We start from the raw sequence: 25831 nt of genomic DNA on the forward strand, positions 1-25831 counted from the left end.
TTTCCTATATTGGGCTTTGACGAATCGACCCGGAAAGTATCCCCTATGCGCACCTATCTCGACCTACTCCAGCATGTGCTTGATAATGGCGCTGACCGTGGCGATCGGACCGGGACAGGCACGCGCTCAGTGTTTGGCTATCAGATGCGGTTTAATCTGGCCGAGGGATTTCCGGTTCTGACCACCAAAAAGCTGCATCTTCGTTCCATCATTCATGAGCTGCTGTGGTTCCTTAAAGGTGATACCAATATCGCCTATCTCAAGGAAAATGGCGTTTCGATCTGGGATGAATGGGCGGATGAGAAGGGCGATCTTGGTCCGGTCTATGGTTATCAGTGGCGTTCATGGCCTGCGCCAGATGGCCGCCATATTGACCAGATCGCGAATCTTCTCAAAATGTTGCGTGAAAATCCTAACTCAAGACGTTTGATTGTTTCGGCGTGGAATCCGGCGCTGGTCGATGAAATGGCCTTGCCGCCATGCCATTGCCTGTTTCAGTTCTATGTTTCAGATGGCAAACTTTCCTGTCAGCTCTATCAGCGCTCGGCGGATATTTTTCTGGGCGTTCCATTCAATATCGCCTCTTATGCGCTTTTGACGATGATGATTGCGCAGGTTGCCGGGCTTGAGCCGGGTGATTTTGTGCACACGCTCGGGGACGCGCATCTCTACTCCAATCATTTTGAGCAGGCACGTCTGCAACTGACCCGCACGCCAAAATCATTGCCGACCATGCGTATTAATCCCGATGTGAAGGATCTGTTTGCTTTCCGTTTCGAGGATTTTGAGCTTATCGGTTATGAAGCCGATCCAACGATCAAAGCGCCGATTGCGGTGTAAGATATGCATAATCAGAAGCCGTTTTTATCGATTGTTGTGGCTGCATCCGAAAATGGTGTGATTGGCCGCGACAATGACATGCCGTGGAAGCTTTCGACCGATCTCAAACGCTTTAAGGCGCTGACGCTTGGAAAGCCTGTGATTATGGGGCGCCGGACATGGGAGTCCATTGGTCGCCCATTGCCGGGGCGTCCCAACATCGTGATAACGCGCGATGCAGCTTTTCATGCGGAAGGTGCGCAGATTATCGGCTCGCTTGAGGATGCAATCGCTCTGGGGCACAGGCTTGCGACTGAGCTTGGCGTGGGTGAAGTCTGCATTATTGGGGGTGGCAAGATTTATGCGCAGGCGCTACCGTTCGCCGACAAAGTGTATTTGACACAGGTTCTCGCCACCATTGATGGCGATACTTATTTTCCTGAAATCGATTCGCAAATCTGGCGCGCCGTTTCGAGCGAAGATGTGCCTCAAGGAGAAAAAGACAGCCATCCGACGCGCTATATTCAGTACGAACGCTATAATGCGTAAATTATAACGCAGGAAATTGGCTGCCTTACGTTGAAAGCGGCCCTCGCGATGCCTATAAAACGGTAACATTATTTGATGACAGGAAGTTGAATAGACTTTCAGTCTCCCGGACGAGAGGTGAGGATGCCCTGGAGTAATCAGAACGGCGGCGGTGGCCCATGGGGTGGCGGCGGCGATAACAATAATAATAACGGTTCCAATAATGGCGGCCCGTGGGGTCAAGGACCCAAAGGCCCGCGTGGTGGCGGACCCAACACACCGCCTGATCTCGAGGATATTCTGCGCAAAGGCCAGGATCGCCTGAAAAAGGTTTTCCCCGGTAGCGGTGGCGGTGGTGGAAAAGGCAACAGCAATCGCCCGTTCTATTATCTGATTGGTGCGGCTGTTCTTGGTTTCTGGCTGTTTCAGTCTGTTTACACCGTCCAGCCGGATGAGCTTGCGGTTGAACTGGTCTTTGGTAAGCCAAAGGCAGAAGTTTCCGAACCGGGCCTGCATTTCCTTTTCTGGCCGGTTGAAACCGTTGAAAAGGCGCAGATCGTCGAAAAGCAGATCAATATTGGTGGGCAGGGGTCGCGTACTGCTACGCAAGGCCTGATGCTGACTGGCGATCAGAACATCGTCAATGTTCAGTTCTCCGTGCTGTATCGTGTTTCGAATCCACGTGATTATCTGTTTAATGTCGAAAACCCGGATGCCATGGTGCAGCAGGTTTCCGAGAGTGCGATCCGCGAAATCGTCGGACGCAGACCGGCTCAGGATGTTTTCCGTGACAATCGTGCCGAAATTGCGCAGAGCGTTCGTGAAATCATTCAGTCCACACTTGATCGTTACAATGCCGGTATTCAGATCAATGCCGTTTCCATTGAGGATGCAGCTCCGCCGCGTGAAGTGGCTGATGCGTTCGATGAAGTGCAGCGTGCCGAGCAGGATGAAGATCGCTTCGTAGAAGAATCCAATCAATACTCAAACCAGCGGCTTGGTCAGGCACGTGGTCAGGCAGCGCAGCTTCGCGAAGAGGCCGCTGCATATAAAAACCGCGTTGTTCAGGATGCCACCGGTGAAGCGCAGCGCTTCAATTCGGTTGTCGCTGAATATAAGAATGCGCCCGAAGTAACGCGTAATCGTTTGTTCCTCGAAACTATGGAAGAGGTGCTGGCCGGCACCAAGAAGGTTATCGTGGAAGCGGGGAAGGATGTTGTTCCATACCTTCCATTAAGTGAACTTATGCGCCAGCAGCCGCGTTCAGGTGCTGCCGATGCAACGACGAATAGCGGAGGTAACTGATCATGGCCAATAATAGGCTTCCGTTTATTGTCGGTATCATCGCCGTACTGGCTTTCGTTCTGTATTCCTCGGTTTTCATCGTCAATGAACGTCAGCAGGCAATCGTCCTGCGCTTTGGTCAGATTGTCGACGTGAAAACCGAACCGGGTATCTATTTCAAAATGCCGTTTGGTTTCATGGATGCGGACTCGGTTCAGCTGATCGATGATCGCCTTTTGCGCTTTGACCTTGATGACATTCGTGTTCAGGTTTCTGGCGGTAAGTTCTACGACGTGGATGCTTTCCTCGTTTATCGCATCACTGATCCGAGCAAGTTCCGTGAAACGGTCTCCGGTTCCACGATCCTTGCTGAGCAGCGTCTGCGCACGCGTCTTGATGCTGCATTGCGCGGTGTCTACGGTCAGCGTGGCTTCGAGGCAGCGCTTTCGGAAGAGCGTGGTGAAATGATGCGTGAAGTTGCCAACCAGCTTCGTTCTGATGCGAATTCGCTTGGTATCACCATTGAAGACGTTCGCATTCGCCGCACGGATCTGACAGCAGAAGTATCGCAGCAGACCTATGAGCGCATGAAAGCCGAGCGTCTTGCTGAAGCTGAGCGTTTGCGCGCGCGTGGTCGTGAAGCGGCACAGCGTATCCGTGCTATTGCAGATCGTCAGGTTGTCGAAACGCTTGCTGAAGCGCGTAAGGAATCGGAAATCCTTCGTGGTGAAGGCGATGCTGAGCGCAGTGCGATCTTCGCAGAAGCGGCCAAGAAAGATCCGGGCTTTTACGCTTTCTATCGTTCGATGGCGGCGTATCGCAAAGCACTCGAAACACCGGATACAACGCTGGTCATTTCACCGGATTCGGAGTTCTTTAGGTTCTTCCGTGATGCCGGTGGTCAATTGCCGACACCGTCAAAGTAAGAGAGACTATCGCATATGAGCGATTTTCTGGCCGCCGTAGGACTTCTCTTCGTCTTCGAAGGGCTGCTCTACGGCGGCTTTCCATTTTTTGCAAAAAGACTTGCGCGTGATGCGTCTGAGGCGCCTGAAAGCATGTTGCGCATTGCCGGGCTTTGCGCGCTTGCAATTGGTGTGTTCATTGTCTGGCTTGTCAGGGGATAAGCCAGTTCAAACGCTATATTTCTGATCTCTACCCTATGCGGGGCCGTAAACAGGCCGTAATTTGCAGCGATCTAATCTATTCGATTTCTTACCGCAGACAGAAACGGAGCAGAGCTTCATGGCAATTGCACCCAAGGCGAGTTTTACTCGCACTCTTCTGGCAACCGTCGCTCTTGGAGCGATGAGTTTTACGGGGACAGTTGCAATTGGCGCCACGCCTTCGTTCGCCCAGCAAACTGCACCGATCCGGCAGGGCCCCGGCTCTGTGGCTGATTTGGCCGAAGGGCTATTGGATGCGGTGGTAAATATTTCGACATCGCAGACCGTCAAGGACGATGGCGAGGAAGACGGCGGCGTGCCGATGCCGCAGGTGCCGGAAGGCTCCCCATTTGAGGATCTCTTCAAAGATTTTTTCAATGACAAGGATGGCGGCAAGAATAGCGATTCACGCAAAGTGCAGTCGCTGGGTTCCGGCTTTGTGATTGATGCCAAACAAGGTTACATCGTCACCAACAACCATGTCATCGCCGATGCTGATGAGATCGAAGTCAATTTCGTTGACGGTTCCAAGCTGAAAGCGGAACTGGTTGGCAAGGACACAAAGACCGATCTTGCGGTGCTGAAAGTTGATCCGACGAAACATAAGCTCAAGGCCGTTGAGTTTGGCAACTCGGAAAAAGCACGCATTGGCGATTGGGTTCTGGCGATTGGCAATCCATTTGGTCTTGGTGGTACGGTGACAGCCGGTATTATTTCCGCGCGCAAACGCGACATTCAGTCCGGCCCCTATGATGATTTCATTCAGACCGATGCTGCAATCAACCGGGGTAATTCCGGTGGTCCGCTGTTCGATATGGACGGCAAGGTGATCGGCATCAATACCGCAATCTATTCACCATCGGGTGGCTCGATTGGTATTGGTTTTGCTATTCCGGCTGAAATGGCTGTTGGCGTTATCGATCAGCTCAAAGAGTTTGGCGAAGTGCGCCGTGGCTGGCTCGGTGTTCGTATCCAGCCTGTAACCGATGATGTTGCGCAGAGCCTCGGTTTGAAAGAATCTAAAGGCGCGTTGATTGCCGGTCTCGTCGAAAACTCTGGTGTTGATAACAAAGAGATTAAACCGGGTGACGTTGTTATTCGGTATGACGGCAAGCCAGTTGAGCGCGCGCGTGATCTGCCGCGACTTGTGGCCGAAAGCGCTGTCGGTGATGAGGTCGAAGTCGTTGTGGTCAGAGACGGCGAAGAGAAGACTGTAAAGGTCAAGCTCGGTCGTTTGGTTGAAGACGATAAGAGCACCGAGGACGCCACTGAAGATCAGGCACCGCCACCGGATATGGAAGACGGGGAAGCAGCACCTGATGCACCAAAGTCTGATACCCAGAAAAAAGAACAGAAGGAACAGACTGCTACGACGGCAGTCATGGGTATGAAACTTGCCGAGATCAATGATGATGTGCGTGGCGAGTTCGGCATTGCGGAAGATGTGGAAGGGGTGGCCGTGCTTTACGTCACTCCGGGTTCTGCTGCCAGCGAAAAACGTATCGAAACAGGCGATGTGATTGTTGACGTTGGGCAGGTGACGGTCAAAACGCCAGCGGATGTGAAGAAGCGCATCGATGCCCTTCGTCGTGAAGGACGTAAGAATGCGCTTTTGATGTTGGCGTCACGTTCGGGCGAGCTGCGTTTTGTCACGATCCGCATCGATTAGGCTTTGATTTTACATAAAAATAAAAGGCGTCGCAGAATTTGCGACGCCTTTTTTGTTTGGTGTTTGAATCACTTGCACGCATTGGCTCTCAATATGATTCAGAAAGGCCTCATTCCACAAAATCAGATTTTCGATAGCCCTGGATATAAAGGAGCGCGGTGAGATCACCATGATCAATGCGCACCTTCGCCTGTGCCGCGACGGCTGGCTTGGCGTGAAGTGCTACGCCTGTGCCTGCAAGCTGAATCATGCCGAGATCATTGGCGCCATCGCCGACGGCGATTGCATGCTGCGGGGTGAGGCCGAGGCGCTCAGCAATTTCGACGAGCTTTTCGACTTTTGCTTCGCGGCCGAGGATAGGGTCGGAAACCGTGCCGCTCAAATGCGCGCCATCATGGAGAAGCGTATTGGCGCGGTCTTCATTGAAGCCGATCATTTCTGCGACGCGCTTTGTGAATGATGTGAAGCCACCAGATACAAGTGCCGTGTAAGCGCCGTGCTTGCGCATGGTGCGGACCAGTTCAACGCCGCCCGGCATCAGCGAAATGCGGGTGGAGATAACCTTGTCGATCACCGAAAGCGGCAGACCTTTGAGCAGAGCAACGCGTTCACGCAATGCTGGTTCGAATTCGATTTCACCGTTCATGGCACGGGCAGTAATCGCCGCAACATGCTCGCGCAGGCCAGCTTCTTCGGCCAGTTCATCAATGCATTCCTGCTGGATCATTGTGGAATCCATGTCGGCAATCAGAATTTTCTTGCGTCGGCTGTCCTGTTCCTGCACCACGACATCGACTGGGGCGCCATCAAGGGCGGCGCGCAATGCCTGATCTGCTTCTTCATGCCCGATTGTGGATGGAAGCGGTATGTCGCAGGCAATACCGTCTGCCAGCCAGTAAAGTCCGGTTGCATTGACTGCCGCCGAGGCTTTAATCCCCAAAGATGGAATAAGCGACGCTTTGGCCGGATTGGCAATCAGTGTAGCAATAAGGGAAGCGGATCGGGACATGAGGAACATTTCCTGCGATGAGTGAAGCGGTAAAGGGTGCAATCCTGATAGCTGGACCGACGGCCAGCGGCAAGTCGGCTCTTGCGCTTCATATGGCAAAGGAGACAGGCGGCTTTATCGTCAACACCGATTCCATGCAGGTTTATGATGTGCTCGACCTTTTGAGTGCACGGCCGCAGGCTGACGAACTGCGTGAAGCTGATCATTTTCTGTATGGCCATGTGGCTCCATCCGTTTCCTATTCGACGGGCAAATGGTTTGCCGATGTTGAAATTGTGCTGGCGCGGGATGATCTGAAAGGGCGCACACCGATTTTTGTCGGTGGTACAGGGCTTTATTTCCGCGCGCTGTTGGGCGGGCTTTCGCAGATGCCGGAAGTGGCTGTTGATGTGCGTGAGCATTGGCGCAACAAAATGAGCGAGGAGGGCGCAGAGGCCCTTCATAGATTGCTTGCAGAGCGAGACCCGGAGATTGCAGCCACGTTGCGCCCCACAGACAGCCAGCGTATTGTGCGTGCGCTGGAAGTGTTTGAGGGAACAGGCAAGTCTCTGTTGCATTGGCAGAGGAATACCGGAACGGCACTGATCGATAATGCGAGCGCGCGCAAAATCGTGTTGTTGCCGGATCGCAAATGGTTGGGCGAGCGGATTGAGCGGCGCTTCAAACTCATGTGGGATCAGGGCGCGCTCGATGAAGTCCGTGCATTAATGGCTCTGAATCTTGATCCTGCACTGCCGGCTTTAAAAGCGATCGGCGTGCGTGAGATTTCAGCATTTTTTTCTGGCGAAATACCGCGCGAAGAAGCCATAGAGCTTTCCGTTATCGCCACGCGCCAATATGCGAAACGGCAATCAACATGGTTTAGAAACCAGCTTGATGAGAGCTGGAAGAGGTATGGCTCTGCTGAAGAAGCCTTGTCAGGGCAATAATCTTATCAAGATGGCCTCTTTTATATAAGAAAATATCGTGTTTTGTGCATTTTCGCGTTGACGCCGCGATTTTCGCTGATTAGTCTCCCCGGCATGAACAGAACAGCTCTTATTCTTGTGGTACGAACGCGCATGGGCAGGATGGTGTAACCATCCGGCGAAAGCTCCCATGCGCGAAAGACAGGCTCCCTCGGGGGCCTTTTTTGTTATCTGAACATCAACGAATTGATTAAGTAAAGCAGACGGGAAGTGAAGACGATGACGGCAGCAAAAAGCGAGGCGGCGACGATCTCCGCAGGGCAACGCGAAATGACCGGCGCGGAAATGGTGGTTCAGGCTATGATTGATCATGGTGTGGAACATCTTTTCGGTTATCCGGGTGGTGCCGTGCTGCCGATCTATGACGAACTGTTCCAGCAGGACAAGGTTCAGCATATTCTTGTTCGTCACGAGCAAGGCGCAGGCCATGCGGCCGAAGGCTATGCGCGTTCGACAGGCAAGGTTGGCGTTATGCTGGTTACGTCTGGTCCAGGTGCTACCAATGCTGTCACGCCTTTGCAGGACGCGCTTATGGATTCGATCCCGCTGGTCTGTATTTCCGGTCAGGTTCCGACCACACTCATTGGCTCTGATGGTTTTCAGGAGGCCGATACGGTTGGTATTACCCGCCCTTGCACCAAGCACAACTGGCTGGTTCGCAACGTCAACGATCTTTCGCGCGTCTTGCATGAGGCTTTCCATATTGCCTCAACAGGGCGTCCGGGGCCGGTTCTGGTTGATATCCCGAAGGATATTCAGTTTGCGACCGGTATTTATACACCGCCGCAGACTGCACCGCGCACCAGCTATCGCCCAACGATCGAGGGTGACAAGTCGGCCATCGCGCAGGCTGTTGAAATGTTGTTGAGCGCCAAAAAGCCCGTCATTTATTCGGGCGGCGGTGTTATCAATTCCGGTCCTGCTGCAACGAAGCTTTTGCGTGAGCTGGTTGAAATCAGCGATTTCCCGATCACTTCGACCCTGATGGGCTTGGGTGCCTATCCTGCATCGGGCAAGAACTGGCTGGGTATGCTCGGAATGCACGGCACATACGAAGCCAATATGACCATGCATGATTGCGATGTCATGCTGTGCGTTGGTGCGCGTTTTGATGACCGTATCACGGGTCGTCTCAATGCCTTTGCTCCGCATTCGCGCAAGATTCACATCGATATTGATCCATCATCGATCAACAAGAATGTTCGCGTTGATGTGCCGATTATCGGTGATGTGGCGCATGTTCTCGAAGATATTGTTCGCCAGTTCCGCGCTTCCGAAAAGAAGCCCGAAAAGAACGCAATTGCTGCCTGGTGGGATCAGATCAACCGCTGGCGTGCTCGAAAGTCATTGGCCTATACGCCGAACAAAGACGTGATCATGCCGCAATATGCGTTGCAGCGCTTGAATGAACTGACCAAGGATCGTGACACTTATATCACGACCGAAGTTGGCCAGCATCAGATGTGGGCCGCACAGTTCATGGATTTTGACGCACCAAATCGCTGGATGACTTCGGGTGGTCTCGGCACCATGGGCTATGGTTTGCCTGCGGCTCTGGGTGTTCAGATTGCGCATCCTGATGCGCTGGTCATTGATATTGCTGGTGATGCGTCGATCCAGATGTGCATTCAGGAAATGTCGGCTGCCATCCAGTATGAAGCGCCGATCAAGATTTTCATCCTGAACAATCAATATATGGGTATGGTTCGTCAGTGGCAGCAGTTGCTGCATGGCAATCGCTTGTCACATTCCTATACGGAAGCAATGCCAGATTTCGTGAAGCTGGCAGAAGCTTATGGTGCGCATGGTATTCGCTGCGATAAACCAGAGAAGCTTGATGATGCGATTATGGAAATGATTGAAGTCAAAAAGCCGGTTATCTTTGATTGCCGCGTTGCCAATCTCGCCAACTGCTTCCCGATGATCCCATCTGGTAAGGCACATAATGAAATGCTGTTGCCTGATGAAGCGACCGATGAAGCTGTTGCCAATGCCATTGACGCCAAGGGCCGTTCCCTAGTCTGATCCGGAGTAAAGAACATGAACGCACAAAATCTAGCATCCGGCTCGGCATATTTTATTGCAGCGGATACACAGACACCGGAAACCCATACGCTTTCGGTTCTCGTTGATAACGAACCGGGCGTTCTCGCCCGTGTCATTGGCCTGTTTTCAGGCCGTGGCTACAACATTGAAAGCCTGACGGTTTCTGAAACCGAGCATGAGCAGCATCTGTCGCGCATCACGATTGTGACACGTGGCACGCCAAATGTTCTCGATCAGATCCGCCATCAGTTGGAGCGCATCGTGCCGGTGCACCGCGTGGTTGATATGACCTACCGCGCCGTTGAACTTGGCCATGAACGTCCGATTGAGCGTGAGCTTGCGCTGATCAAGGTTGCAGGAAAGGGCGAGGCGCGTGCTGAAACCCTGCGCCTGACCGATGCCTTTAATGCCAAGATTGTGGATGCAACGACCGAGCATTTCATTGTGGAGATTACCGGCAAGACGGCCAAGATCGACCAGTTCATTTCGCTGATGAAGCCGCTTGGTCTGGTTGAAATCTGTCGCACGGGTGTGGCTGCTATGAACCGTGGGCCTCAGGGGCTGTAAATAGCAAGCTTAATCGAGACAATATCGGCTGAAACCGGCACAATGTTTCGATTGTGCCGGTTTTTTATTGAGCTAATTTGTAGCTACAATTCAGGTCAAATCACTATGTCTCTTGAAATATTTCTGGCGCTTGTTGTCTTTGCATTTGTTTCGTCGGTCACGCCCGGTCCCAACAATCTGATGCTGCTTGCATCCGGTGTGAATTTCGGTTTCCGGCGCACGATTCCGCATATGCTGGGCATTGGCGTGGGGTTTTTTATCCTGTTGCTGGCCGTGGGTTTTGGCCTTGGTGCGCTGATTGAAACCGTGCCGTCGTTCTATATGGCGCTGAAGTTCGCGGGTGGCGCTTACATGCTCTATCTTGCGTGGAAAATTGCCACATCGCGTTCCATCGGTGAGTCTAAAAGACGCGACAAGACAAAACCCATGTCGTTTTTGCAGGCACTGGCTTTCCAGTGGGTCAATCCCAAAGCCTGGGTGATGGCAATCACCGGTATTGCGACCTATGCAAACCACGACAATTATTATGTTGCCGTTCTTCTGGTGAGTGCTTCTTTTGCGATGGTTAACCTGCCGAGTGTCTCCGTCTGGGCGGGGTTCGGTACGCTGTTGCGCAACTGGCTCTCCGATCCTGTTCGATTGAAATGGTTCAATTTAATCATGGCGTTGTTGTTGGTTTTGAGCCTTTGGCCAATGCTGAAATAGCGTGTTGAAGAGGTGAATGATGTCCATACTTCCCACTTATGACGATGTGATCTCCGCTGCCAGACAGATTGAAGGCCATGCGCATCACACACCGGTTTTCACGTCATCAATCCTTGATCGAGAAACGGGGGCTGAGTTCTTTTTCAAATGCGAAAACTTTCAGCGTATTGGCGCGTTCAAGTTTCGTGGGGCGTTTAATGCTTTGTCGCGGTTTTCAGATGAGCAGAAGAAGCGCGGCGTGCTTGCCTTTTCTTCCGGCAATCATGCGCAGGCGATCGCGCTGGCCGCGAAATTATTAAATATTGGTGCGACGATTATCATGCCCGAAGATGCGCCAGCGGCCAAGCTCGACGCAACGCGGGGTTATGGCGCAAAAGTCGTTACCTATAATCGTTATACTGAGGATCGCGACGCTCTTTCGAAGACGCTGGCCGAGGAGGGTGGGCTGACGCTTATTCCGCCGTTTAATCATCCCGATATTATTGCAGGGCAGGGCACGGCAGCAAAGGAACTGATTGAAGAGGTTGGCCCGCTGGATGCATTGTTTGTCTGCCTTGGCGGCGGTGGACTGCTGGCGGGTTCAGCCTTGGCTGCCAAAGCACTTTCCCCTTCCTGCGATGTTTATGGTGTGGAGCCAGAAGCAGGCAATGACGGTCAGCAGTCGTTCCGCTCAGGCAAGATCGTCCATATTGACGTTCCGCAGACCTTGGCGGATGGTGCGCAGTCACAAGCTTTGGGTGAGCTCACCTTTGCTATTATCCGTAAGACTGTTCGCGATATTTTGAGTGTCAGCGACGATGAACTTGTGCAGGGCATGAAGTTTTTCGCAAGCCGTATGAAAATGGTGGTTGAGCCGACCGGCTGTCTGGCGTTTGCCGGTGCAAGACAGATCGCATCAAGCCTGAAGGGCAAGCGGGTTGGCGTGATTGTGAGCGGCGGAAATGTTGATCTTGATAAGTTTGCGGCATTGGTAAGCCAAAAGGTTTGATCACGGTTTGATCTTGTGTTTGGGCGGCGAATCCTGTCTGAACAGCATATGCAGTTTTCTCCAGAGCAGGATCAGGCCTTGAAGGCCGTTGGACAATGGCTGAAAGAAGGGCGTTCGCCCATTTTTCGGCTGTTTGGCTATGCCGGTACAGGTAAAACGACGCTGGCGCGTTATTTTGCCGAGCATGTCGATGGCGAAGTGCAGTTTGCTGCCTTCACCGGCAAGGCAGCGCAGGTATTGCGCTCGAAGGGCGCGAACAATGCCCGCACGCTGCATTCGCTGATCTATCGCCCGCGTGGTGAAGAAGCGATTGAAGACGAGACGACGGGCAAGACGTCTATTTCGCCGACTTTTTCGCTTAATCGTCAAAGCCCTGTGGCCAAAGCGGCGCTGATCGTTGTGGATGAATGTTCTATGGTCGATGAGCAGCTCGGCCGCGATCTCATGACATTTTGTACGCCGATTTTGGTGTTGGGCGATCCGGGCCAGTTACCGCCAATCTCCGGCGGTGGGTTCTTCACCGAACATGAGCCGGATTATCTGCTCACTGAAATTCATCGGCAGGCACGTGATAACCCCATTATCCGCATGGCGCTTGATGTGCGTGAGGGCAGGGAGTTGAGCTATTGCGATGAGGGCCGGGCGAAGGTCATCTCCAAGTCGCAAGTCAATCAGGATCTGGTTCTGGCGGCTGATCAGGTGCTTGTCGGCACAAACCGCACACGTAAGCGCTATAATCAGCGGCTGCGTGAGCTGAAAGGTTTCAGCGCAGATTATCCGCAGGCTGGCGATAAGCTGGTTTGTTTACGCAATGATCCGGCCAAGGGGCTGCTGAACGGATCTCTTTGGAAAGTGATGACCTCATCCAAGGAAACCGTGAAACCCGGAATCAATCTTCTGGTGTCGCCGGAAGATGAAGATCGTGGCGTTGCCAAAATCAAATTGCTCAAGGCACAGTTTGAAGACCCGGATGCTGAAATTCCGTGGCAGACCAAAAAACGCTTTGATGATTTTGATTATGGCTATGCGCTGACTGTGCATAAGGCGCAGGGTTCGCAGTGGGATAATGTCGTGCTGTTTGATGAAAGCTATGCATTCCGCGACACGCGCGAGCGCTGGCTTTATACGGCCATCACGCGTGCTGCGGAGCAGTTGACGATTGTAAAGTGATTGCTCAAGTGATCATTGTTCTTGTGGCTTGGCGTCCAGCCATTCCCACGCCTTCGGCTCATCATCCGATTCAAATGTGCGCATTTCTATCGAGAGAAATGGCTGCATCAGTGTGACGCTGGCCTGTATCCACAAAGGACCGCCGACAATCGCGTAACGACGCAGATGTCGCAACGATTTTGCGCGCATGGAGAGCATGCTTTCGGAAAAAGCAGCTCCCCAGTCAACGCCTTCATAGCCAGTCAGCCGGATAAGCAGGTCGATTTCTTCATGACCTTCATAGGCCGCATCAAGCAGGCCATAGAGGTTTTCCAGCGCTGCATCATCCAGATGCCCTTCGATTGCAAAAGCGAAGACGTCCTCGCGATTGGTGGGAATGCGTCGAATGACCGGAATATCTTCATTGCGCATTGGTGACCTCCAGTTTCTGAATGCTTTGTTGTTCGGTAAAACGTTGCTGGTGGGGCAAAAGTTGCGAAAAAGCGTATGAAAGTTTCCATTCGGGCTGCTGTTGGAAATTGTTTGTGAGATGCGGTCTTAAACACTCACATTTTTTCTCAACGGACGATATAAAGCCATATCCTTATTTGAGGGAGCCACGCTCTATGCCTGCAAAACTGTCCGTCAATCTTAATGCCATCGCCATGTTGCGCAATAGGCGTGATCTCCCCTGGCCAAGTGTTATCGGCCTTGGACGTGCAGCGCTTGCAGCCGGTGCCGCTGGTTTGACAGTGCATCCGCGCCCCGATCAGCGCCATATCCGCTTTTCCGACCTTGCTGATATTCGTGCTTTGATCGATGATGAATACCCGCTGGCCGAGTTCAATATCGAAGGCTTTCCGACAGAAGCTTTTCTGGAACTGGTGGAAAAGCATCAGCCGCAACAGGTGACGCTGGTTCCTGATGATCCGATGCAGGCGACATCCGATCATGGTTGGGACTTTGAAACAAAGTCGGATTTTCTGGCGCCTATTGTTCAGCGGCTCAAGGAAAACGGTATGCGTGTATCGCTTTTTGCTGATCCCGATCCGCTTGGCTATGAAAAGGCCAAGTCTATCGGCGCTGACCGGATTGAGCTTTATACCGGCCCTTATGGGGCGACCTATGACGATCCCGAGGCTGCATCGCATGAGATAAATCGTCTTGGCAAAGCTGCGGATGCTGCAACAGCGCTCGGGCTTGCAATCAATGCTGGGCACGATCTGACAGTTGAAAATCTCCCCGCGCTGGTCAAACGTGTACCGCAATTGAGTGAAGTGTCGATTGGCCACGGCTTGACTGCAGATGCGTTAATGTATGGTATGCCAGTGACCGTCAGCCGTTATATTGCTGCGCTTGCGGGATAAAAAGGGGCTCCTAAAACGCATGGCTGCTAATCAAGCCGTGCGAATTTCGCGTTTGTGCGCGGACGCGACAAGATATAAACCGCGCGCCACAGATCATGCGCTGCGTGCACAGGATCGTTTGAGGGAAGCATACATGAAGTTTTCCACTGTCCTTGTTCCGTGCTATGGCGTTGGCTCAGTATATTTTTCTTTGAAAAGTTTGATTTTTATACATGCGGCACATGGCCGTTGACGGCTTATTCGCCCCTACACTCTCTGATATTCCATTTCGATATTTATGAAGGTGTCTGCATATGAGCAGCGAGAATACAGATAAGAGCGTTTCATCCGCAGGCGATGCGATAGAGACGAATACGCTGCCCGTTAGCATCTCTCCTGAGAACAACACCGTTTCGGAAGAAAACGATCATTCACACGACAGCATGAAAATGCTGCTGCTTGGAGCGCTGGGCGTTGTCTACGGCGATATCGGTACCAGCCCGATCTATGCTTTTCGCGAGGCGCTGCATGCGGCAACTTCGGATGGTATTCTCTCGCGGTCCGATATTCTCGGGGTCGTTTCGCTGATCTTCTGGGCGCTTCTGCTCGTTGTGACGGTTAAATATGTGATCTTTGTATTGCGCGCCGACAATAACGGTGAAGGCGGCATTCTCTCTTTGATGGCACTGGTGCGGTCTGTCCTGAAAGGGCGGCCTGATCTTATTCTGGGGGCAGGGATTTGCGGTGCGGCGCTTTTTTTTGGTGATGCGGTCATTACGCCAGCCATTTCGGTGCTTTCGGCTGTTGAAGGGGTTCAGATTGTAGCACCTCACATGACGCCCTTCGTGGTGCCGATTACCCTCGTCATTCTTGTTGTTCTCTTCTCAATCCAGAAATACGGAACAGGCAAGGTTGCGATTGTTTTCGGGCCGATTATGGCCGTGTGGTTTCTGGCGCTTGGTGCATTGGGGCTTTGGCACATCTTTGATGATCCCACAGTTATGGCCGCCCTTAATCCTTATTATGCGGTGCGCTTTTTGGCTGTTAGCCCCGGTGTTGCCTTTATCACTGTTGGCGCCGTGTTTCTTGCCATGACAGGTGCAGAGGCACTTTATGCCGATCTCGGGCACTTTGGACGAAAGCCGATTGTGCGGGCCTGGCTGTGGATCGTTTTTCCCAGCTTGCTGCTCAATTATTTCGGACAAGCTGCATTCGTGCTTTCGCACGGTGAAGCTGCGGCGCTGCCATTTTTCGAGATGATGCCGAAATTTGCACTGTGGCCGATGGTCTTGCTCGCAACGGCTGCGACGGTGATTGCCAGTCAGGCGGTTATCAGTGGCGCGTTTTCTGTTGCACGCCAGGCTGTCCAGCTTAATATTCTGCCGCGTCTGGAAATCCAGCATACGTCCGAAAAACTGCACGGACAGATTTATATCCCGCGCGTCAATCTGCTGCTCGGTCTGACGGTTATTATTCTGGTGCTTGGCTTTGAGAAATCCAACAATCTGGCATCTGCATATGGCATTGCTGTTACCGGCAATATGTTGGTTACGACCGGTCTTCTTTATTTCGTCATGACACGTATCTGGAACTGGCGTGTCAGCCGTGCCTTGCCGGTTATCGCAGGGTTTTTTATCGTTGATCTTCTGTTTTTTAGCGCGAACATCATCAAAGTACATGAGGGCGGCTGGGCCTCTATTCTGTTTGCCGCCATTCTGGTGATCATCATGTGGACATGGGTGCGCGGCACCCGACACCTGTTCCAGAAGACGCGTAAGGCAGAAGTGCCGCTTGATCTGATCGTCGAGCAAATGAACAAGCGTCCGCCAACCATTGTGCCGGGTACTGCGGTGTTTCTGACCGGTGATCCGAAAAGTGCGCCGACAGCGCTGATGCACAGTCTCAAGCATTATAAGGTTCTGCACGAGAACAACGTGATCCTCACGGTGGTTACGGCCTCAAAGCCATGGGTTTCCAGTGCGGATCGCGCGCGCGTTTCGCAATATAATGAGCGCTTCATGCTGGTGACGCTGACTTTTGGCTATATGCAGCAACCCAATATTCCGCGTGCGTTGGGCTTATGCCGGAAACTTGGCTGGAAGTTCGATATTATGACAACGTCTTTCTTTTTGTCGCGCCGCTGGCTGAAAGCATCAGCGCATTCCGGCATGCCGCTTTGGCAGGATAAGCTGTTTATTTTGTTGGCGCGTACCGCATCGGATGCAACAGAATATTTCCAGATACCAACGGGGCGTGTTGTCGAGATCGGAACGCAGGTTAATATCTGATCTTTACGGGTTTCAATTTGCGGGGCGCATTTCAGAATTTGATTCTGGAATGCGCCCTTTGTTTTTGATTTTGCTCGCTTCTTTCCTGTTGCCCAAAACATGGGCCGGAGGACAATTCTAAAATCTTTCCTGGTTGTGAAAAATCCTGCTTGACGGTCATCCAAGCTGGGATTAATAAACGGAACCGTACCGTACGGTACAAAGTGGAGGGATTGATCCGTGACTGATAAAAGCGACGAATTGCAGGCTAAGAAGCAGCCGTCTTTCTCGCCGCGTCAGAACGAAGTTCTGGAGCAGGCGTTGCGTCTTCTTGTTGAGGGCGGTGACCGCGCTTTGACAACGGCAAGCATTGCGCGCGCCGCCAATTGCTCCAAAGAAAGCCTCTATAAATGGTTTGGCGATCGCGACGGTTTGCTCACCGCAATGGTTCGCTGGCAGGCGTCGAAGGTTCGTGTTGTCCCTGTTGCGCGCGAAAAGCTAGATGCGGAATCGCTCTTTTCCAGCCTTGAGCATTTTGCGCGCGATTGGCTGCTCGTGCTCTCTGGTCCGACGTCCATTGCGTTGAACCGTCTGGCGGTCAGTCATACAGCATCAGGCAAGTCGGCTTTGGGTGATATCGTTCTTGCCAATGGTCCGGTTGCGATGGCAAAGCGTCTCAAGCCCATTCTTGAAATTGGTCAGGAAGCAAAGCTGCTGGCTTTTGACGACATTAACGAAGCATTTCGTGCATTTTTCGGACTTGTCGTCCGGGACATGCAGATCCGGTTGCTGCTTGGCGATCGGCTGGAACTGACTGACGAAGTGGTTATCCGGGACGCCCGGCGCGCCACAAAGCAGTTTTTCGCTCTTTACGGGGCATAATCGTCTGCGGATACGAGGAAGCCGCAGGGAAATCTGAATGAAGGGAATATGAAATGCGCGTTTATTACGATCGTGATGCAGACGTTAATCTGATCAAGTCGAAAAAGGTTGTTATCGTCGGTTACGGTAGCCAGGGGCGCGCTCATGCGCTCAACCTCAAGGATTCCGGCGCTGCCAATGTGCGCATCGCTCTTCGTGAAGGTTCGGCGACTGCCAAGAAGGCCGAAGCTGATGGCTTTGAAGTGATGAATGTTGCGGATGCAGCCAAGTGGGCCGACCTTCTGATGATGGCAACGCCTGACGAATTGCAGGCTGACATCTACAAGGATCACATTCAGGACAACATCCGTGACGGCGCAGCGATTGCTTTCGCTCACGGCCTCAATGTTCACTTTGGCCTGATCGAGCCAAAGAAGACCGTTGACGTTGTCATGATCGCACCAAAGGGGCCGGGCCACACGGTTCGCGGCGAATACCAGAAGGGTGGCGGCGTTCCTTGCCTTATCGCTATCCATCAGGATGCTTCGGGCAACGCACATGACCTTGCTCTCTCCTACGCTTCGGGCGTTGGTGGCGGTCGTTCGGGCGTTATCGAAACCACTTTCAAGGAAGAGTGCGAAACCGATCTGTTCGGTGAGCAGGCTGTTCTTTGCGGTGGTGTTGTCGAACTCATCCGCACCGGTTTTGAAGTTCTGGTTGAAGCTGGTTATGCACCAGAAATGGCTTACTTCGAGTGCCTGCACGAAATGAAGCTTATCGTGGATCTGATCTACGAAGGCGGCATTGCGAACATGAACTACTCGATCTCCAACACTGCTGAGTGGGGCGAATATGTCACTGGCCCTCGCATCATCACCGCTGAAACCAAGGAAGAAATGAAGCGCGTTCTGAAAGATATTCAGACCGGCAAGTTCACTTCCGATTGGATGCAGGAATACCGTGCGGGTGCAGCGCGCTTCAAGGGTATCCGTCGCAACAACGACAGCCACCAGATCGAAGAAGTTGGCGAAAAGCTCCGCGGCATGATGCCATGGATCGCAGCCAACAAGCTCGTCGACAAGGCACGCAACTAAAAATCTGCGATATTCAGGCTCTGGCCGTCTGCCAATGGCGCTTTGTTCCGTTTCGAGTGCGTACGTCCTTTATGTATGCTCCGCTCCGGTTCTCGCAAAGCACCATTTTCGCCAGGCGATAAGTCTGAACTCCATCAGATTTTAGGTGCTTTCCGATCAGAGAAAAAGAGGGGCGTTTCTTACGCCCCTTTAATACATGGCAATGATTTGGTTTTTCAGTGCAAGCTATCCCGCACGAAAAGATCGTCAAACGCCTTTTGAATTTATGTTTTGTGCGTGGTTGAGCCAAAACAATTCGGAATATCTTTATTCCATGTGAACATGGAAAGAGGTGTTCTCGTTGGCTGAAATTTGCGCTATCGCTTTACCCTTCTATGGTGAAGTTTGAGGAGGCTTTGCCTTCAAACGAATTGAGGAGATTTCCGGTGCTGGACTGGGAAACTGTATTTGCAACGCGTTCGAAACGCATGCGCGCTTCGGAAATCCGTGAACTTCTGAAATTGCTGGAACGTCCGGATATTATTTCCTTTGCTGGCGGCATTCCCGACCCGGCGCTGTTTCCGCATGCCGAATTCCAGAGCGCCTATCAGGACATTTTTGGTGGTCCTGAAGCCAATGCAGCTCTGCAATATTCCGTGTCGGAAGGATATAAGCCGCTGCGCACCTGGTTGGTGGGTGAGCTTGCCAAGATCGGTATTCCCTGCACCGAGGACAATGTGTTCATTACGTCCGGTTCGCAGCAGGCGCTCGATTATCTCGGTAAGCTTTTCATTTCGCCAAATGACACAGCTCTTGTGACAGCTCCGACCTATCTCGGCGCCTTGCAGGCATTCAATGCCTATGAACCGACTTACGACACGCTCTCGCTGAACGGCAACCGCACACCAGATTCCTATAAGCAGGCTGCGGAAAGCGCTGGCGGGCAGGTCAAGTTTGCTTATCTTTCCGCAGACTTCAGCAACCCGACCGGAGAAACGGTTGGTCTCGCCGGCCGGCAAAAGCTGCTTGCAGAAGCTGATGAACTTGATATTCCGATCATCGAAGATGCGGCCTATCAGTATCTGCGTTACAATGGCGAAGCGATTGCGCCGATCCTGTCGCTGGATATCGCACGTCATGATGGCGACATTGAAAAGACCCGTACCATCTATTGCGGCTCCTTCTCCAAGACCCTCGCACCGGGCCTGCGCGTTGGTTACGTCGTTGCTGCGCAGTCAGTCATCCGCAAACTGGTTTTGATGAAGCAGGCTGCTGATCTGCACTCTTCAACAATCAACCAGATTGTTGTTCATCGCGTCGCCTCAAGCGGTTTTGACAAACAGGTCGCTAAACTGCATGGCGTTTACAAGCATCGCCGCGATAAGATGCTGGAAGCGCTTGCCAAGTATATGCCGGAAGGCACGGAATGGACAAAGCCGGAAGGTGGCATGTTCATCTGGGTCACGTTGCCAAAGGGCATGGACGGTGCTGCATTGCTCGCAGCCTCAATTGAGAGCGAGAAGGTGGCCTTTGTTCCGGGTAAGGCGTTCTTTGCCGATGGTACGGGCGCGAATACCCTGCGTTTGAGCTATTCATGCGCCAATGACGAAATGATTGACGAAGGTATCATGCGTCTTGGACGTTTGATCCGCACGCATTCCAAATCGGAAGCTGCATAAAATATTTAAAAGCCGGACATCGTCCGGCTTTTTCATTATTGAAACGGTGAATTGCAGTTTGTGCGTGGCCCCGCAAAAGGCTGATAGGTGTCGTCCGAAGTGCGATAGCTGCGATAACGGTTGGAGCACCATGAAATATGGTTGCTGCTTGGACCGAGAGTTTTAACAGCTGTGCGATCCGATGGGCGGACCTGAAGCGGGTCGCCATTTTTGTAGATCGGGATGCCTTCGGGCGAGATGTAGTTTCCGCTGTCACGGCAGCCCACACCATAACACTTACCTGATCCTGCTTGCGGTTGATAAGTTCGCGGCAACCCGCCAGCGATAGGGGGCGTGCTTGGGCGCAAAGACGGCACGTAAGGCGTGTTCAGATCGACCGCCGCAGCGCTACCTGCAAGGCTTACCGCGAACAGACCTGAGCAAAGTGCGATGCGTCTTATCTTTCCAAGCATTTTCGGTATCCCGGTTTGCAGACATTATATGGTGGTATTTGCGATCAAAACCAGCGCAGCTGTGCAATTTTAAAAAGAAGCCCTTGCCAATCATGACGCAAGCCGCGAGATTGCGCAGGCATGTTTACGATAGCCACATTTAATGTCGAAAATCTGATGCGCCGGTTTGATTTTTCCGGCTTTCGCAATGAATTACATCAGGATCGTTCGCTTAAACTTTTTGAGATTGGCGATGAAGCGCAATATCGTTTGTTGGAGCAGTCGCGTGCTGTTGCCCATACGGATGACACACGTCAGTTGACTGCTCTTGCTATCGCAGAAACACGGGCCGATGTGCTTTGCCTGCAAGAGGTCGATAATCTCGCTGCGCTGAATGCGTTTGAATATGGCTATCTGTTCAAGATGGTCGGGCAGGGCTATCGCAACAAATATTTGATTGATGGCAATGACAGCCGCGGCATTGATGTGGCTGTTATGGCACGAGATGCGACGCGCCATGGTCAACGCATTGAAGTGATGCAAGTCACAAGCCATGCGCATCTCACCTACAAGGAATTGGACCTTTATCAGCCCGTACTGGCTGAACTGGGACTTGAGCCGCATGATCGTATTTTTAAGCGTGATTGCCTCAATCTCGATTTGCGCATCGATGGCAAGCCTTTGTCTTTGTTTGTGGTTCATCTCAAATCGATGAGCGGTGCCCGCAATGGTTTTGACGGGCGGACTGCTTCTCTGCCGGTGCGGCAGGCGGAAACGCGGGCCATTCGGCACATTATCGAAGAAAAATTCGGCATCGGTCGTACGGCAGACAAGCGCTGGCTTATTTGCGGGGATTTCAATGATTATCGCGAGCGGATCGTCATTGAGGGCGATGAATGGAATGGCTATCAGTTTACGCCGACTTCGGAAGAGACAAGCGCGCTGGATGTGCTGCTGAGTGATGGTTTTGCCGTCAATCTGGTTGAGCGCCGCCCTGTCATGGATCGCTGGACGCTTTATCACACGCGTGGTCCACAGGAACGCCATCTTTGCCAGCTTGATTACATTCTGGCCTCGCCATCGCTGGCGCATAAAAATGAGCGCGCCATTCCGCAGATTATTCGGCGCGGCCAGCCGTGGCGGACCATTTTCCCGCCGGGGCAGGATGTTGATCGTTATCCGCGCACGGGATGGGACCGACCAAAAGCCAGCGACCACTGCCCTGTGGCCGTCACGTTGAATATCGTCTGAAATAGAGGCTGCTGATGCGAAATGTGAAAGAAAACACGGTCTACGTGATGGACCGCGTTGATGTCCGGGTTTTGCCGGGTGCGCTTTCCTATAGCGAGGCAAACAGACAAGCGATTGCTGCCAACTGGCAACGGGCGGTGGCTGCCAATCCGATGCTTTTTGATGGTGAGATTTATCTTGCACCGCAGGCGCATTTTGATGAAGGCGTATTGGAGGCCGGTTTCAGACGCACGAGTTTTGCAACGCTGATGTATTGGCGGCATGACCGGGCATCGCAAAGGCCATGGCACATCTTTGGTGTTGGGGTGATCGTGTCGGCTGAAGACCATCTGATTGCAGCGCGTATGGGCGCGCATAACGCCGTTGCGGGTCGCGTTTATTTTCCAGCCGGTTCTATTGATGACAATGATATTGTCGGAGACCGTGCCGATTATGAAGCCAATATGGCCCGCGAAGTGCGCGAAGAGACCGGGATCGATCTTGGCAAGGCGAAAGCAGAGCCGAAATTCCATCTCGTGACAGCTGATGGTAGCATTGCGCTTTTCCGCCGTTATTATTTTGATCTTTCGACCGCAGAGATTCTTGAGCAGATCGAAGCCAACCTTGCTGCACAGACGCAACCGGAGCTGAGTGAAATCATTCCCATCACAAAGGCCGGTATGATGGGACAGGCAACGCCGTCCTATGTTCGGGCCTTTGCAGACTGGCATTTTCAAAATCAACATTAAGAGTTGTTTCTTACAGATGACAGCGGCGCGAAATTGACTATGCTCGCAGGGACAAATATTCAATGCGCCGCATTGAGCGCATTGTGTTTTGGTGCTGTTTGCTGAGTGTTGTGAGGGAGAGGGTAAAGATGACCGAAGCTGCCGGTTCCGGCCGATATTATGAGATTTTCGACGTTTTCGCCGATAAGGCTCTGGCTGGGAATCCGTTGGCTGTTGTCCACGACAGTGAGGGGCTGACGGATGCGCGCATGCAAGCCATTGCGCGCGAGTTTAATCTGTCCGAGACGGTTTTCATCTTTCCGCCTGAAAACCCGGTGCACGAGGCTGCTGTTCGGATTTTTACGCCGGATTATGAACTTCCCTTTGCTGGACATCCAACAGTGGGCGCGGCTGTGTCGCTGGCGCGTCATCGCAGGACGGGTGATGAGTCGGACCGGCTTGTAACGCTGGAAGAGAAAGTCGGCGTTGTTCGCTGCGGCGTTATTCTTGGCGACAACAGCGCCTTTGCAGAATTTGATCTGCCGCGCCTGCCGGAAAAACTTGATATCAAGATCGAGAAAGAAGAAGCGGCCGCAGCCATCGGGCTTGGTACGCATGAAATCGGCTTTGAGAATCACGTGCCCGCTGTCTGGAGTGCTGGAACGCCTTATCTTCTTGTTCCGGTGCATAATCTCATTGCTGCCGCCAAAGTATCGATCGATCCGGTGTATGTAAGCGAGACCCTGCCGCATGTCGATGACCGGCCTTTGCCGATTTATGTTTATTGCCGCGAAACCATTCTGTTCGACAGCAATTATCATGCGCGCATGTTTGTGACGGGCTCCAATGTTTACGAGGACCCGGCAACCGGTTCCGCCGCGGCGGTTTTTGCTGGTATGATCCTTGCCAAGGATAAGCCGGTGGACGGCAGTTCGCAGTGGTGGATAGAGCAGGGTATGGAAATGGGGCGCCCATCACGTATCCGGCTTGAACTGGATGTTTCCAAGCAGATGCTGACCAGTGCGCGCATCGGCGGCACGGCAGTCAAGATTGCCGAAGGACGCCTGTTCGTCTGACCGAAGCTTAACGGATATAAAGAACGAAGGACGGTTGCCATGATAATCAAGGAAATGTCGGAATATGACATTCGTGATATGATCCAGCATACGCAGATCGGGCGGTTGGGTTATGTTCTGAATAACCGTCCTTATGTTGTTCCGCTTGGGTTCCGGTTTAACGGCGGGTCACTTTATTCTTTCACAACGGACGGCCAGAAGACCGAGGCCATGCGCAAGAACGATGCCGTCTGCGTGCTCTTTGACGACATCGTTTCGAAAACAAAGTGGCGCAGTGTGGTTGTGAATGGCCATTATCGTGAAATTGACCGGGAAGACGAAAAGGCAGCAATCGTCAATATGTTGGCCAATGAGCCGACCTGGTGGGAGCCTGCCTATACCAAGACCATCACCAGTGGCGGTGCGCAACGCAAACTCGAACCTGTTTTCTTCCGCGTTGATATTGAAAGCGCCACTGGGCATCAGGCCGGTGTTGATGGCTAACGAACGACCAGAACAGGAATCGTGCTGCGCGTAACCACTTCATAGGTCTGGCTGCCGAGTAACATGCCTTTCAGTCCACGCCGACCGTGAGATGCCATGACGATCAGGTCATTTTGCAGTTCTTTTGCCGTATCGATAATCGATGCGGCCGGGTGCTGCGCCACGACGTGCAATGTGTGGATTTCAACACCCGCTTCGCTTGCCAGTTCACGCGCGCGCGCCAGGGCTGCATCGGCGTACTCATTCCATTCTTCTTCATAACGCTCGATAAAGGTCGGACTGTCGGTAAAGCCACCGGGCAGCCCGGAAAGCGAATAGGGCGCGGTTACGGTGAGGACAGTAACTTTGCTGCCCATGGCCTTGGCTGTATCAAAGCCATGAACAAGACCGCGTTCTGCAAACTCTGAACCATCGGTGGTGATCAGGATATTTTTATACATGTGCTCTCGCTTTGACTTTATACGCTTTTAAAAGAGGTCGTGAGTTGGTCATACTAGACCTAATATAGCCTCACTATAAGTATACAATGGGAATTGTGTAATCCATGGCATTTGATTGCGATATGTTTCATGCAAGCTGGGTTGCAACCGTTCTTAATCTGGACTGGCCGTCCAAAGCATCGACACAGATTGAAAATGATTCAGAACGGGTAAAGCGCCAGAAACAGGAACTGGTGCGCATGTTTGACGAAGCATCGCAACACGGTATCAATGCCGTGATCTTTCAGGTTTCGCCTGCTGCCGATGCTTTTTACAAATCAGAATATCTGCCGTGGTCATCTTATCTGACGGGGACGCTTGGAAAAGATCCGGGCTTTGATCCGCTGCGTTTTGCGATTGCTGAAGCGCATAAGCGCGGGATTGAGCTTCATGCATGGCTCAACCCTTATCGTGTTTCGATGGATGTGCGACCGGCAACGCGAAAAGAACTGAAAAACGCGTCCAGCGATTCTCCGGCAAGTGTTTATAAAACGAAGCCGGAATGGGTGGGGATTTCCGCAGAGCGTTATGTTCTTGATCCGGGCATTCCGGCGGTGCGCCAGTGGGTGACAAATATCACCGCTGAAGTGGTCCAGAAATATGATGTCGATGGCATCCAGTTCGACGATTATTTTTATTATGAAACGCAAGGCTCGCCGCTCAAGGACGACAAGACCTACAAGCGTTTCGGGACAAAATTTTCCAATAAATATGACTGGCGACGCTATAACACGTACGCGCTGGTGCAAGAAATTTCCGACAGGATCAAAGCGATCAAGCCTCATGTCCGCTTTGGGATTAGTCCCGGTGGTGTGTGGCGTAACCAGCTTGACGATCCGCGTGGCTCGCCGACGCGGGCTGGCAAGACCAATTATGATGGCGATTTTGCCGATACGCGCGCTTGGGTCAAGGATGGCCTGGTCGACTATATCGCGCCACAGGTTTACTGGTCTTCAGGACACAAGGATGTGCCCTATGGTCCAATCGTCAGATGGTGGGCGGATACGGTGCGCGGCACAAAAACTGACCTCTATATTGGTATGGCGCTTTATCGGGCAGGATCGGCAAGCAGGTCTGAACCGGAATGGCTTTCCGGCAATGGGGTCGATGAAATCAGGCGCCAGCTTGAGTTGAACACTGCGCTGCCGGAGGTGAAGGGCAGTATTCTTTTTCGGCAGGGATTTTTATCTGATCCCAAATTGAAAAGCGTGTCTGATTATCTCAAAAAGAATTGGGGTCAGAGCCGAAGCAAGTGCCGCGCTAAAAAATAAAGCGCATAA

At 52.4% G+C, this 25831-nt stretch carries 26 protein-coding genes; 22 read left to right on the forward strand and 4 right to left on the reverse strand.

The features are described 5' to 3' along the window. Window positions 1-45: 45 nt before the first annotated feature. The 6 genes from VBH83_RS13585 to VBH83_RS13610 all read left to right on the forward strand — a co-directional run bounded on the left by VBH83_RS13585 (window position 46) and on the right by VBH83_RS13610 (window position 5466). On the forward strand, window positions 46-840 hold the full coding sequence (locus tag VBH83_RS13585) for a thymidylate synthase (RefSeq protein ID WP_265985393.1): 795 nt from the start codon (window positions 46-48) through the stop codon (window positions 838-840). Between the two features lie 3 nt (window positions 841-843). Next, window positions 844-1368, forward strand: a complete 525-nt coding sequence (locus VBH83_RS13590) for a dihydrofolate reductase (RefSeq protein ID WP_396998207.1) — start codon at window positions 844-846, stop codon at window positions 1366-1368. Between the two features lie 123 nt (window positions 1369-1491). Beyond that, window positions 1492-2652 carry an FtsH protease activity modulator HflK gene (hflK, locus tag VBH83_RS13595; RefSeq protein WP_265985391.1) on the forward strand — a complete coding sequence of 387 codons (1161 nt, stop codon included), beginning with the start codon at window positions 1492-1494 and terminating at the stop codon, window positions 2650-2652. 2 nt (window positions 2653-2654) lie between these two features. Further along, window positions 2655-3557 (forward strand): protease modulator HflC, encoded by a 903-nt coding sequence (gene hflC / locus VBH83_RS13600; RefSeq protein WP_265985390.1) that lies wholly within the window; start codon window positions 2655-2657, stop codon window positions 3555-3557. A gap of 15 nt (window positions 3558-3572) precedes the next feature. Beyond that, the gene (locus VBH83_RS13605; protein ID WP_265985389.1) at window positions 3573-3758 is read left to right on the forward strand and encodes a DUF2065 domain-containing protein; all 186 of its coding nucleotides are present in this window, start codon (window positions 3573-3575) and stop codon (window positions 3756-3758) included. A gap of 118 nt (window positions 3759-3876) precedes the next feature. Then, a complete protein-coding gene (locus VBH83_RS13610; RefSeq protein WP_265985388.1) occupies window positions 3877-5466 on the forward strand; it encodes a Do family serine endopeptidase in 1590 nt (529 codons plus the stop codon). Window positions 5467-5575: 109 nt separating this feature from the next. On the opposite strand, the gene serB is transcribed toward VBH83_RS13610, so the two are convergent. Further along, a complete protein-coding gene (serB, locus tag VBH83_RS13615; protein ID WP_265985387.1) occupies window positions 5576-6475 on the reverse strand; it encodes a phosphoserine phosphatase SerB in 900 nt (299 codons plus the stop codon). Window positions 6476-6492: 17 nt separating this feature from the next. Here serB and miaA point away from each other — a divergent pair, with 17 nt between their 5' ends. From miaA to VBH83_RS13645, 6 genes are all read left to right on the forward strand, one after another. Beyond that, window positions 6493-7404 carry a tRNA (adenosine(37)-N6)-dimethylallyltransferase MiaA gene (gene miaA, locus VBH83_RS13620; protein WP_265985386.1) on the forward strand — a complete coding sequence of 304 codons (912 nt, stop codon included), beginning with the start codon at window positions 6493-6495 and terminating at the stop codon, window positions 7402-7404. Between the two features lie 258 nt (window positions 7405-7662). Next, on the forward strand, window positions 7663-9468 hold the full coding sequence (locus VBH83_RS13625) for an acetolactate synthase 3 large subunit (protein WP_265985385.1): 1806 nt from the start codon (window positions 7663-7665) through the stop codon (window positions 9466-9468). A gap of 15 nt (window positions 9469-9483) precedes the next feature. Further along, window positions 9484-10056: an acetolactate synthase small subunit gene (ilvN, locus tag VBH83_RS13630; protein ID WP_265985384.1), complete on the forward strand. Its 573-nt coding sequence runs from the start codon at window positions 9484-9486 to the stop codon at window positions 10054-10056. 105 nt (window positions 10057-10161) lie between these two features. Then, window positions 10162-10761, forward strand: coding sequence for a LysE family translocator (locus VBH83_RS13635; protein ID WP_396998212.1), 600 nt, complete (start codon window positions 10162-10164; stop codon window positions 10759-10761). 19 nt (window positions 10762-10780) lie between these two features. Next, the gene (locus VBH83_RS13640) at window positions 10781-11749 is read left to right on the forward strand and encodes a threo-3-hydroxy-L-aspartate ammonia-lyase (protein WP_265985382.1); all 969 of its coding nucleotides are present in this window, start codon (window positions 10781-10783) and stop codon (window positions 11747-11749) included. Between the two features lie 48 nt (window positions 11750-11797). Then, window positions 11798-12919 carry an ATP-dependent RecD-like DNA helicase gene (locus tag VBH83_RS13645; protein WP_396998214.1) on the forward strand — a complete coding sequence of 374 codons (1122 nt, stop codon included), beginning with the start codon at window positions 11798-11800 and terminating at the stop codon, window positions 12917-12919. A 12-nt stretch (window positions 12920-12931) separates the two neighbouring features. Here VBH83_RS13645 and VBH83_RS13650 read toward each other — a convergent pair whose 3' ends face one another. Further along, window positions 12932-13330, reverse strand: coding sequence for an STAS/SEC14 domain-containing protein (locus VBH83_RS13650; protein WP_265985379.1), 399 nt, complete (start codon window positions 13328-13330; stop codon window positions 12932-12934). Window positions 13331-13524: 194 nt separating this feature from the next. Between VBH83_RS13650 and VBH83_RS13655 the strand changes: the two genes are divergently transcribed. The 5 genes from VBH83_RS13655 (at window position 13525) to VBH83_RS13675 (ending at window position 20124) form a co-directional block, all read left to right on the forward strand. After that, entirely contained in the window at window positions 13525-14265 is a 741-nt protein-coding gene (locus tag VBH83_RS13655) for a pyridoxine 5'-phosphate synthase (RefSeq protein ID WP_396998216.1), read from the forward strand. Window positions 14266-14687: 422 nt separating this feature from the next. Beyond that, window positions 14688-16532, forward strand: coding sequence for a potassium transporter Kup (locus tag VBH83_RS13660; protein WP_265985483.1), 1845 nt, complete (start codon window positions 14688-14690; stop codon window positions 16530-16532). A gap of 219 nt (window positions 16533-16751) precedes the next feature. Further along, window positions 16752-17393, forward strand: coding sequence for a TetR/AcrR family transcriptional regulator (locus VBH83_RS13665; protein ID WP_265985377.1), 642 nt, complete (start codon window positions 16752-16754; stop codon window positions 17391-17393). Between the two features lie 53 nt (window positions 17394-17446). Beyond that, window positions 17447-18466, forward strand: a complete 1020-nt coding sequence (gene ilvC, locus VBH83_RS13670) for a ketol-acid reductoisomerase (RefSeq protein WP_265985376.1) — start codon at window positions 17447-17449, stop codon at window positions 18464-18466. Window positions 18467-18891: 425 nt separating this feature from the next. Beyond that, window positions 18892-20124 (forward strand): PLP-dependent aminotransferase family protein, encoded by a 1233-nt coding sequence (locus VBH83_RS13675; protein ID WP_265985375.1) that lies wholly within the window; start codon window positions 18892-18894, stop codon window positions 20122-20124. 35 nt (window positions 20125-20159) lie between these two features. Here the strand turns inward: VBH83_RS13675 and VBH83_RS13680 are convergent, their stop codons facing one another. Beyond that, window positions 20160-20576 carry a BA14K family protein gene (locus VBH83_RS13680; RefSeq protein ID WP_265985374.1) on the reverse strand — a complete coding sequence of 139 codons (417 nt, stop codon included), beginning with the start codon at window positions 20574-20576 and terminating at the stop codon, window positions 20160-20162. A 120-nt stretch (window positions 20577-20696) separates the two neighbouring features. Between VBH83_RS13680 and VBH83_RS13685 the strand changes: the two genes are divergently transcribed. The 4 genes from VBH83_RS13685 to VBH83_RS13700 all read left to right on the forward strand — a co-directional run bounded on the left by VBH83_RS13685 (window position 20697) and on the right by VBH83_RS13700 (window position 24072). After that, window positions 20697-21806, forward strand: a complete 1110-nt coding sequence (locus VBH83_RS13685) for an endonuclease/exonuclease/phosphatase family protein (protein ID WP_265985372.1) — start codon at window positions 20697-20699, stop codon at window positions 21804-21806. Between the two features lie 14 nt (window positions 21807-21820). Then, window positions 21821-22534: an NUDIX hydrolase gene (locus VBH83_RS13690; protein ID WP_265985371.1), complete on the forward strand. Its 714-nt coding sequence runs from the start codon at window positions 21821-21823 to the stop codon at window positions 22532-22534. A 128-nt stretch (window positions 22535-22662) separates the two neighbouring features. Continuing rightward, window positions 22663-23589 (forward strand): PhzF family phenazine biosynthesis protein, encoded by a 927-nt coding sequence (locus VBH83_RS13695; RefSeq protein WP_396998220.1) that lies wholly within the window; start codon window positions 22663-22665, stop codon window positions 23587-23589. Between the two features lie 39 nt (window positions 23590-23628). Next, window positions 23629-24072: a pyridoxamine 5'-phosphate oxidase family protein gene (locus tag VBH83_RS13700; RefSeq protein WP_265985369.1), complete on the forward strand. Its 444-nt coding sequence runs from the start codon at window positions 23629-23631 to the stop codon at window positions 24070-24072. On the opposite strand, the gene VBH83_RS13705 is transcribed toward VBH83_RS13700, so the two are convergent. Then, window positions 24069-24512, reverse strand: coding sequence for a universal stress protein (locus tag VBH83_RS13705; RefSeq protein ID WP_265985368.1), 444 nt, complete (start codon window positions 24510-24512; stop codon window positions 24069-24071). The two genes, VBH83_RS13700 and VBH83_RS13705, sit on opposite strands and share 4 nt — an antisense overlap. Window positions 24513-24616: 104 nt before the next feature. Here VBH83_RS13705 and VBH83_RS13710 point away from each other — a divergent pair, with 104 nt between their 5' ends. Continuing rightward, window positions 24617-25822 carry a glycoside hydrolase family 10 protein gene (locus VBH83_RS13710; RefSeq protein ID WP_265985367.1) on the forward strand — a complete coding sequence of 402 codons (1206 nt, stop codon included), beginning with the start codon at window positions 24617-24619 and terminating at the stop codon, window positions 25820-25822. Window positions 25823-25831 lie beyond the last annotated feature (9 nt).

The organism is Ochrobactrum sp. S1502_03 (assembly GCF_044435015.1).
Taxonomy (GTDB): domain Bacteria; phylum Pseudomonadota; class Alphaproteobacteria; order Rhizobiales; family Rhizobiaceae; genus Brucella; species Brucella chromiisoli.

Coding starts and splice junctions, on each gene's coding strand:
- VBH83_RS13585 (WP_265985393.1), top strand. CDS start 46: ATGCGCACCTATCTCGACCTACTCCAGCATGTGCTTGATAATGGCGCT.
- VBH83_RS13590 (WP_396998207.1), top strand. CDS start 844: ATGCATAATCAGAAGCCGTTTTTATCGATTGTTGTGGCTGCATCCGAA.
- hflK (WP_265985391.1), top strand. CDS start 1,492: ATGCCCTGGAGTAATCAGAACGGCGGCGGTGGCCCATGGGGTGGCGGC.
- hflC (WP_265985390.1), top strand. CDS start 2,655: ATGGCCAATAATAGGCTTCCGTTTATTGTCGGTATCATCGCCGTACTG.
- VBH83_RS13605 (WP_265985389.1), top strand. CDS start 3,573: ATGAGCGATTTTCTGGCCGCCGTAGGACTTCTCTTCGTCTTCGAAGGG.
- VBH83_RS13610 (WP_265985388.1), top strand. CDS start 3,877: ATGGCAATTGCACCCAAGGCGAGTTTTACTCGCACTCTTCTGGCAACC.
- serB (WP_265985387.1), bottom strand. CDS start 6,475: ATGTCCCGATCCGCTTCCCTTATTGCTACACTGATTGCCAATCCGGCC.
- miaA (WP_265985386.1), top strand. CDS start 6,493: ATGAGTGAAGCGGTAAAGGGTGCAATCCTGATAGCTGGACCGACGGCC.
- VBH83_RS13625 (WP_265985385.1), top strand. CDS start 7,663: ATGACGGCAGCAAAAAGCGAGGCGGCGACGATCTCCGCAGGGCAACGC.
- ilvN (WP_265985384.1), top strand. CDS start 9,484: ATGAACGCACAAAATCTAGCATCCGGCTCGGCATATTTTATTGCAGCG.
- VBH83_RS13635 (WP_396998212.1), top strand. CDS start 10,162: ATGTCTCTTGAAATATTTCTGGCGCTTGTTGTCTTTGCATTTGTTTCG.
- VBH83_RS13640 (WP_265985382.1), top strand. CDS start 10,781: ATGTCCATACTTCCCACTTATGACGATGTGATCTCCGCTGCCAGACAG.
- VBH83_RS13645 (WP_396998214.1), top strand. CDS start 11,798: ATGCAGTTTTCTCCAGAGCAGGATCAGGCCTTGAAGGCCGTTGGACAA.
- VBH83_RS13650 (WP_265985379.1), bottom strand. CDS start 13,330: ATGCGCAATGAAGATATTCCGGTCATTCGACGCATTCCCACCAATCGC.
- VBH83_RS13655 (WP_396998216.1), top strand. CDS start 13,525: ATGCCTGCAAAACTGTCCGTCAATCTTAATGCCATCGCCATGTTGCGC.
- VBH83_RS13660 (WP_265985483.1), top strand. CDS start 14,688: ATGAAAATGCTGCTGCTTGGAGCGCTGGGCGTTGTCTACGGCGATATC.
- ilvC (WP_265985376.1), top strand. CDS start 17,447: ATGCGCGTTTATTACGATCGTGATGCAGACGTTAATCTGATCAAGTCG.
- VBH83_RS13680 (WP_265985374.1), bottom strand. CDS start 20,576: ATGCTTGGAAAGATAAGACGCATCGCACTTTGCTCAGGTCTGTTCGCG.
- VBH83_RS13685 (WP_265985372.1), top strand. CDS start 20,697: ATGTTTACGATAGCCACATTTAATGTCGAAAATCTGATGCGCCGGTTT.
- VBH83_RS13690 (WP_265985371.1), top strand. CDS start 21,821: ATGCGAAATGTGAAAGAAAACACGGTCTACGTGATGGACCGCGTTGAT.
- VBH83_RS13695 (WP_396998220.1), top strand. CDS start 22,663: ATGACCGAAGCTGCCGGTTCCGGCCGATATTATGAGATTTTCGACGTT.
- VBH83_RS13700 (WP_265985369.1), top strand. CDS start 23,629: ATGATAATCAAGGAAATGTCGGAATATGACATTCGTGATATGATCCAG.
- VBH83_RS13705 (WP_265985368.1), bottom strand. CDS start 24,512: ATGTATAAAAATATCCTGATCACCACCGATGGTTCAGAGTTTGCAGAA.
- VBH83_RS13710 (WP_265985367.1), top strand. CDS start 24,617: ATGGCATTTGATTGCGATATGTTTCATGCAAGCTGGGTTGCAACCGTT.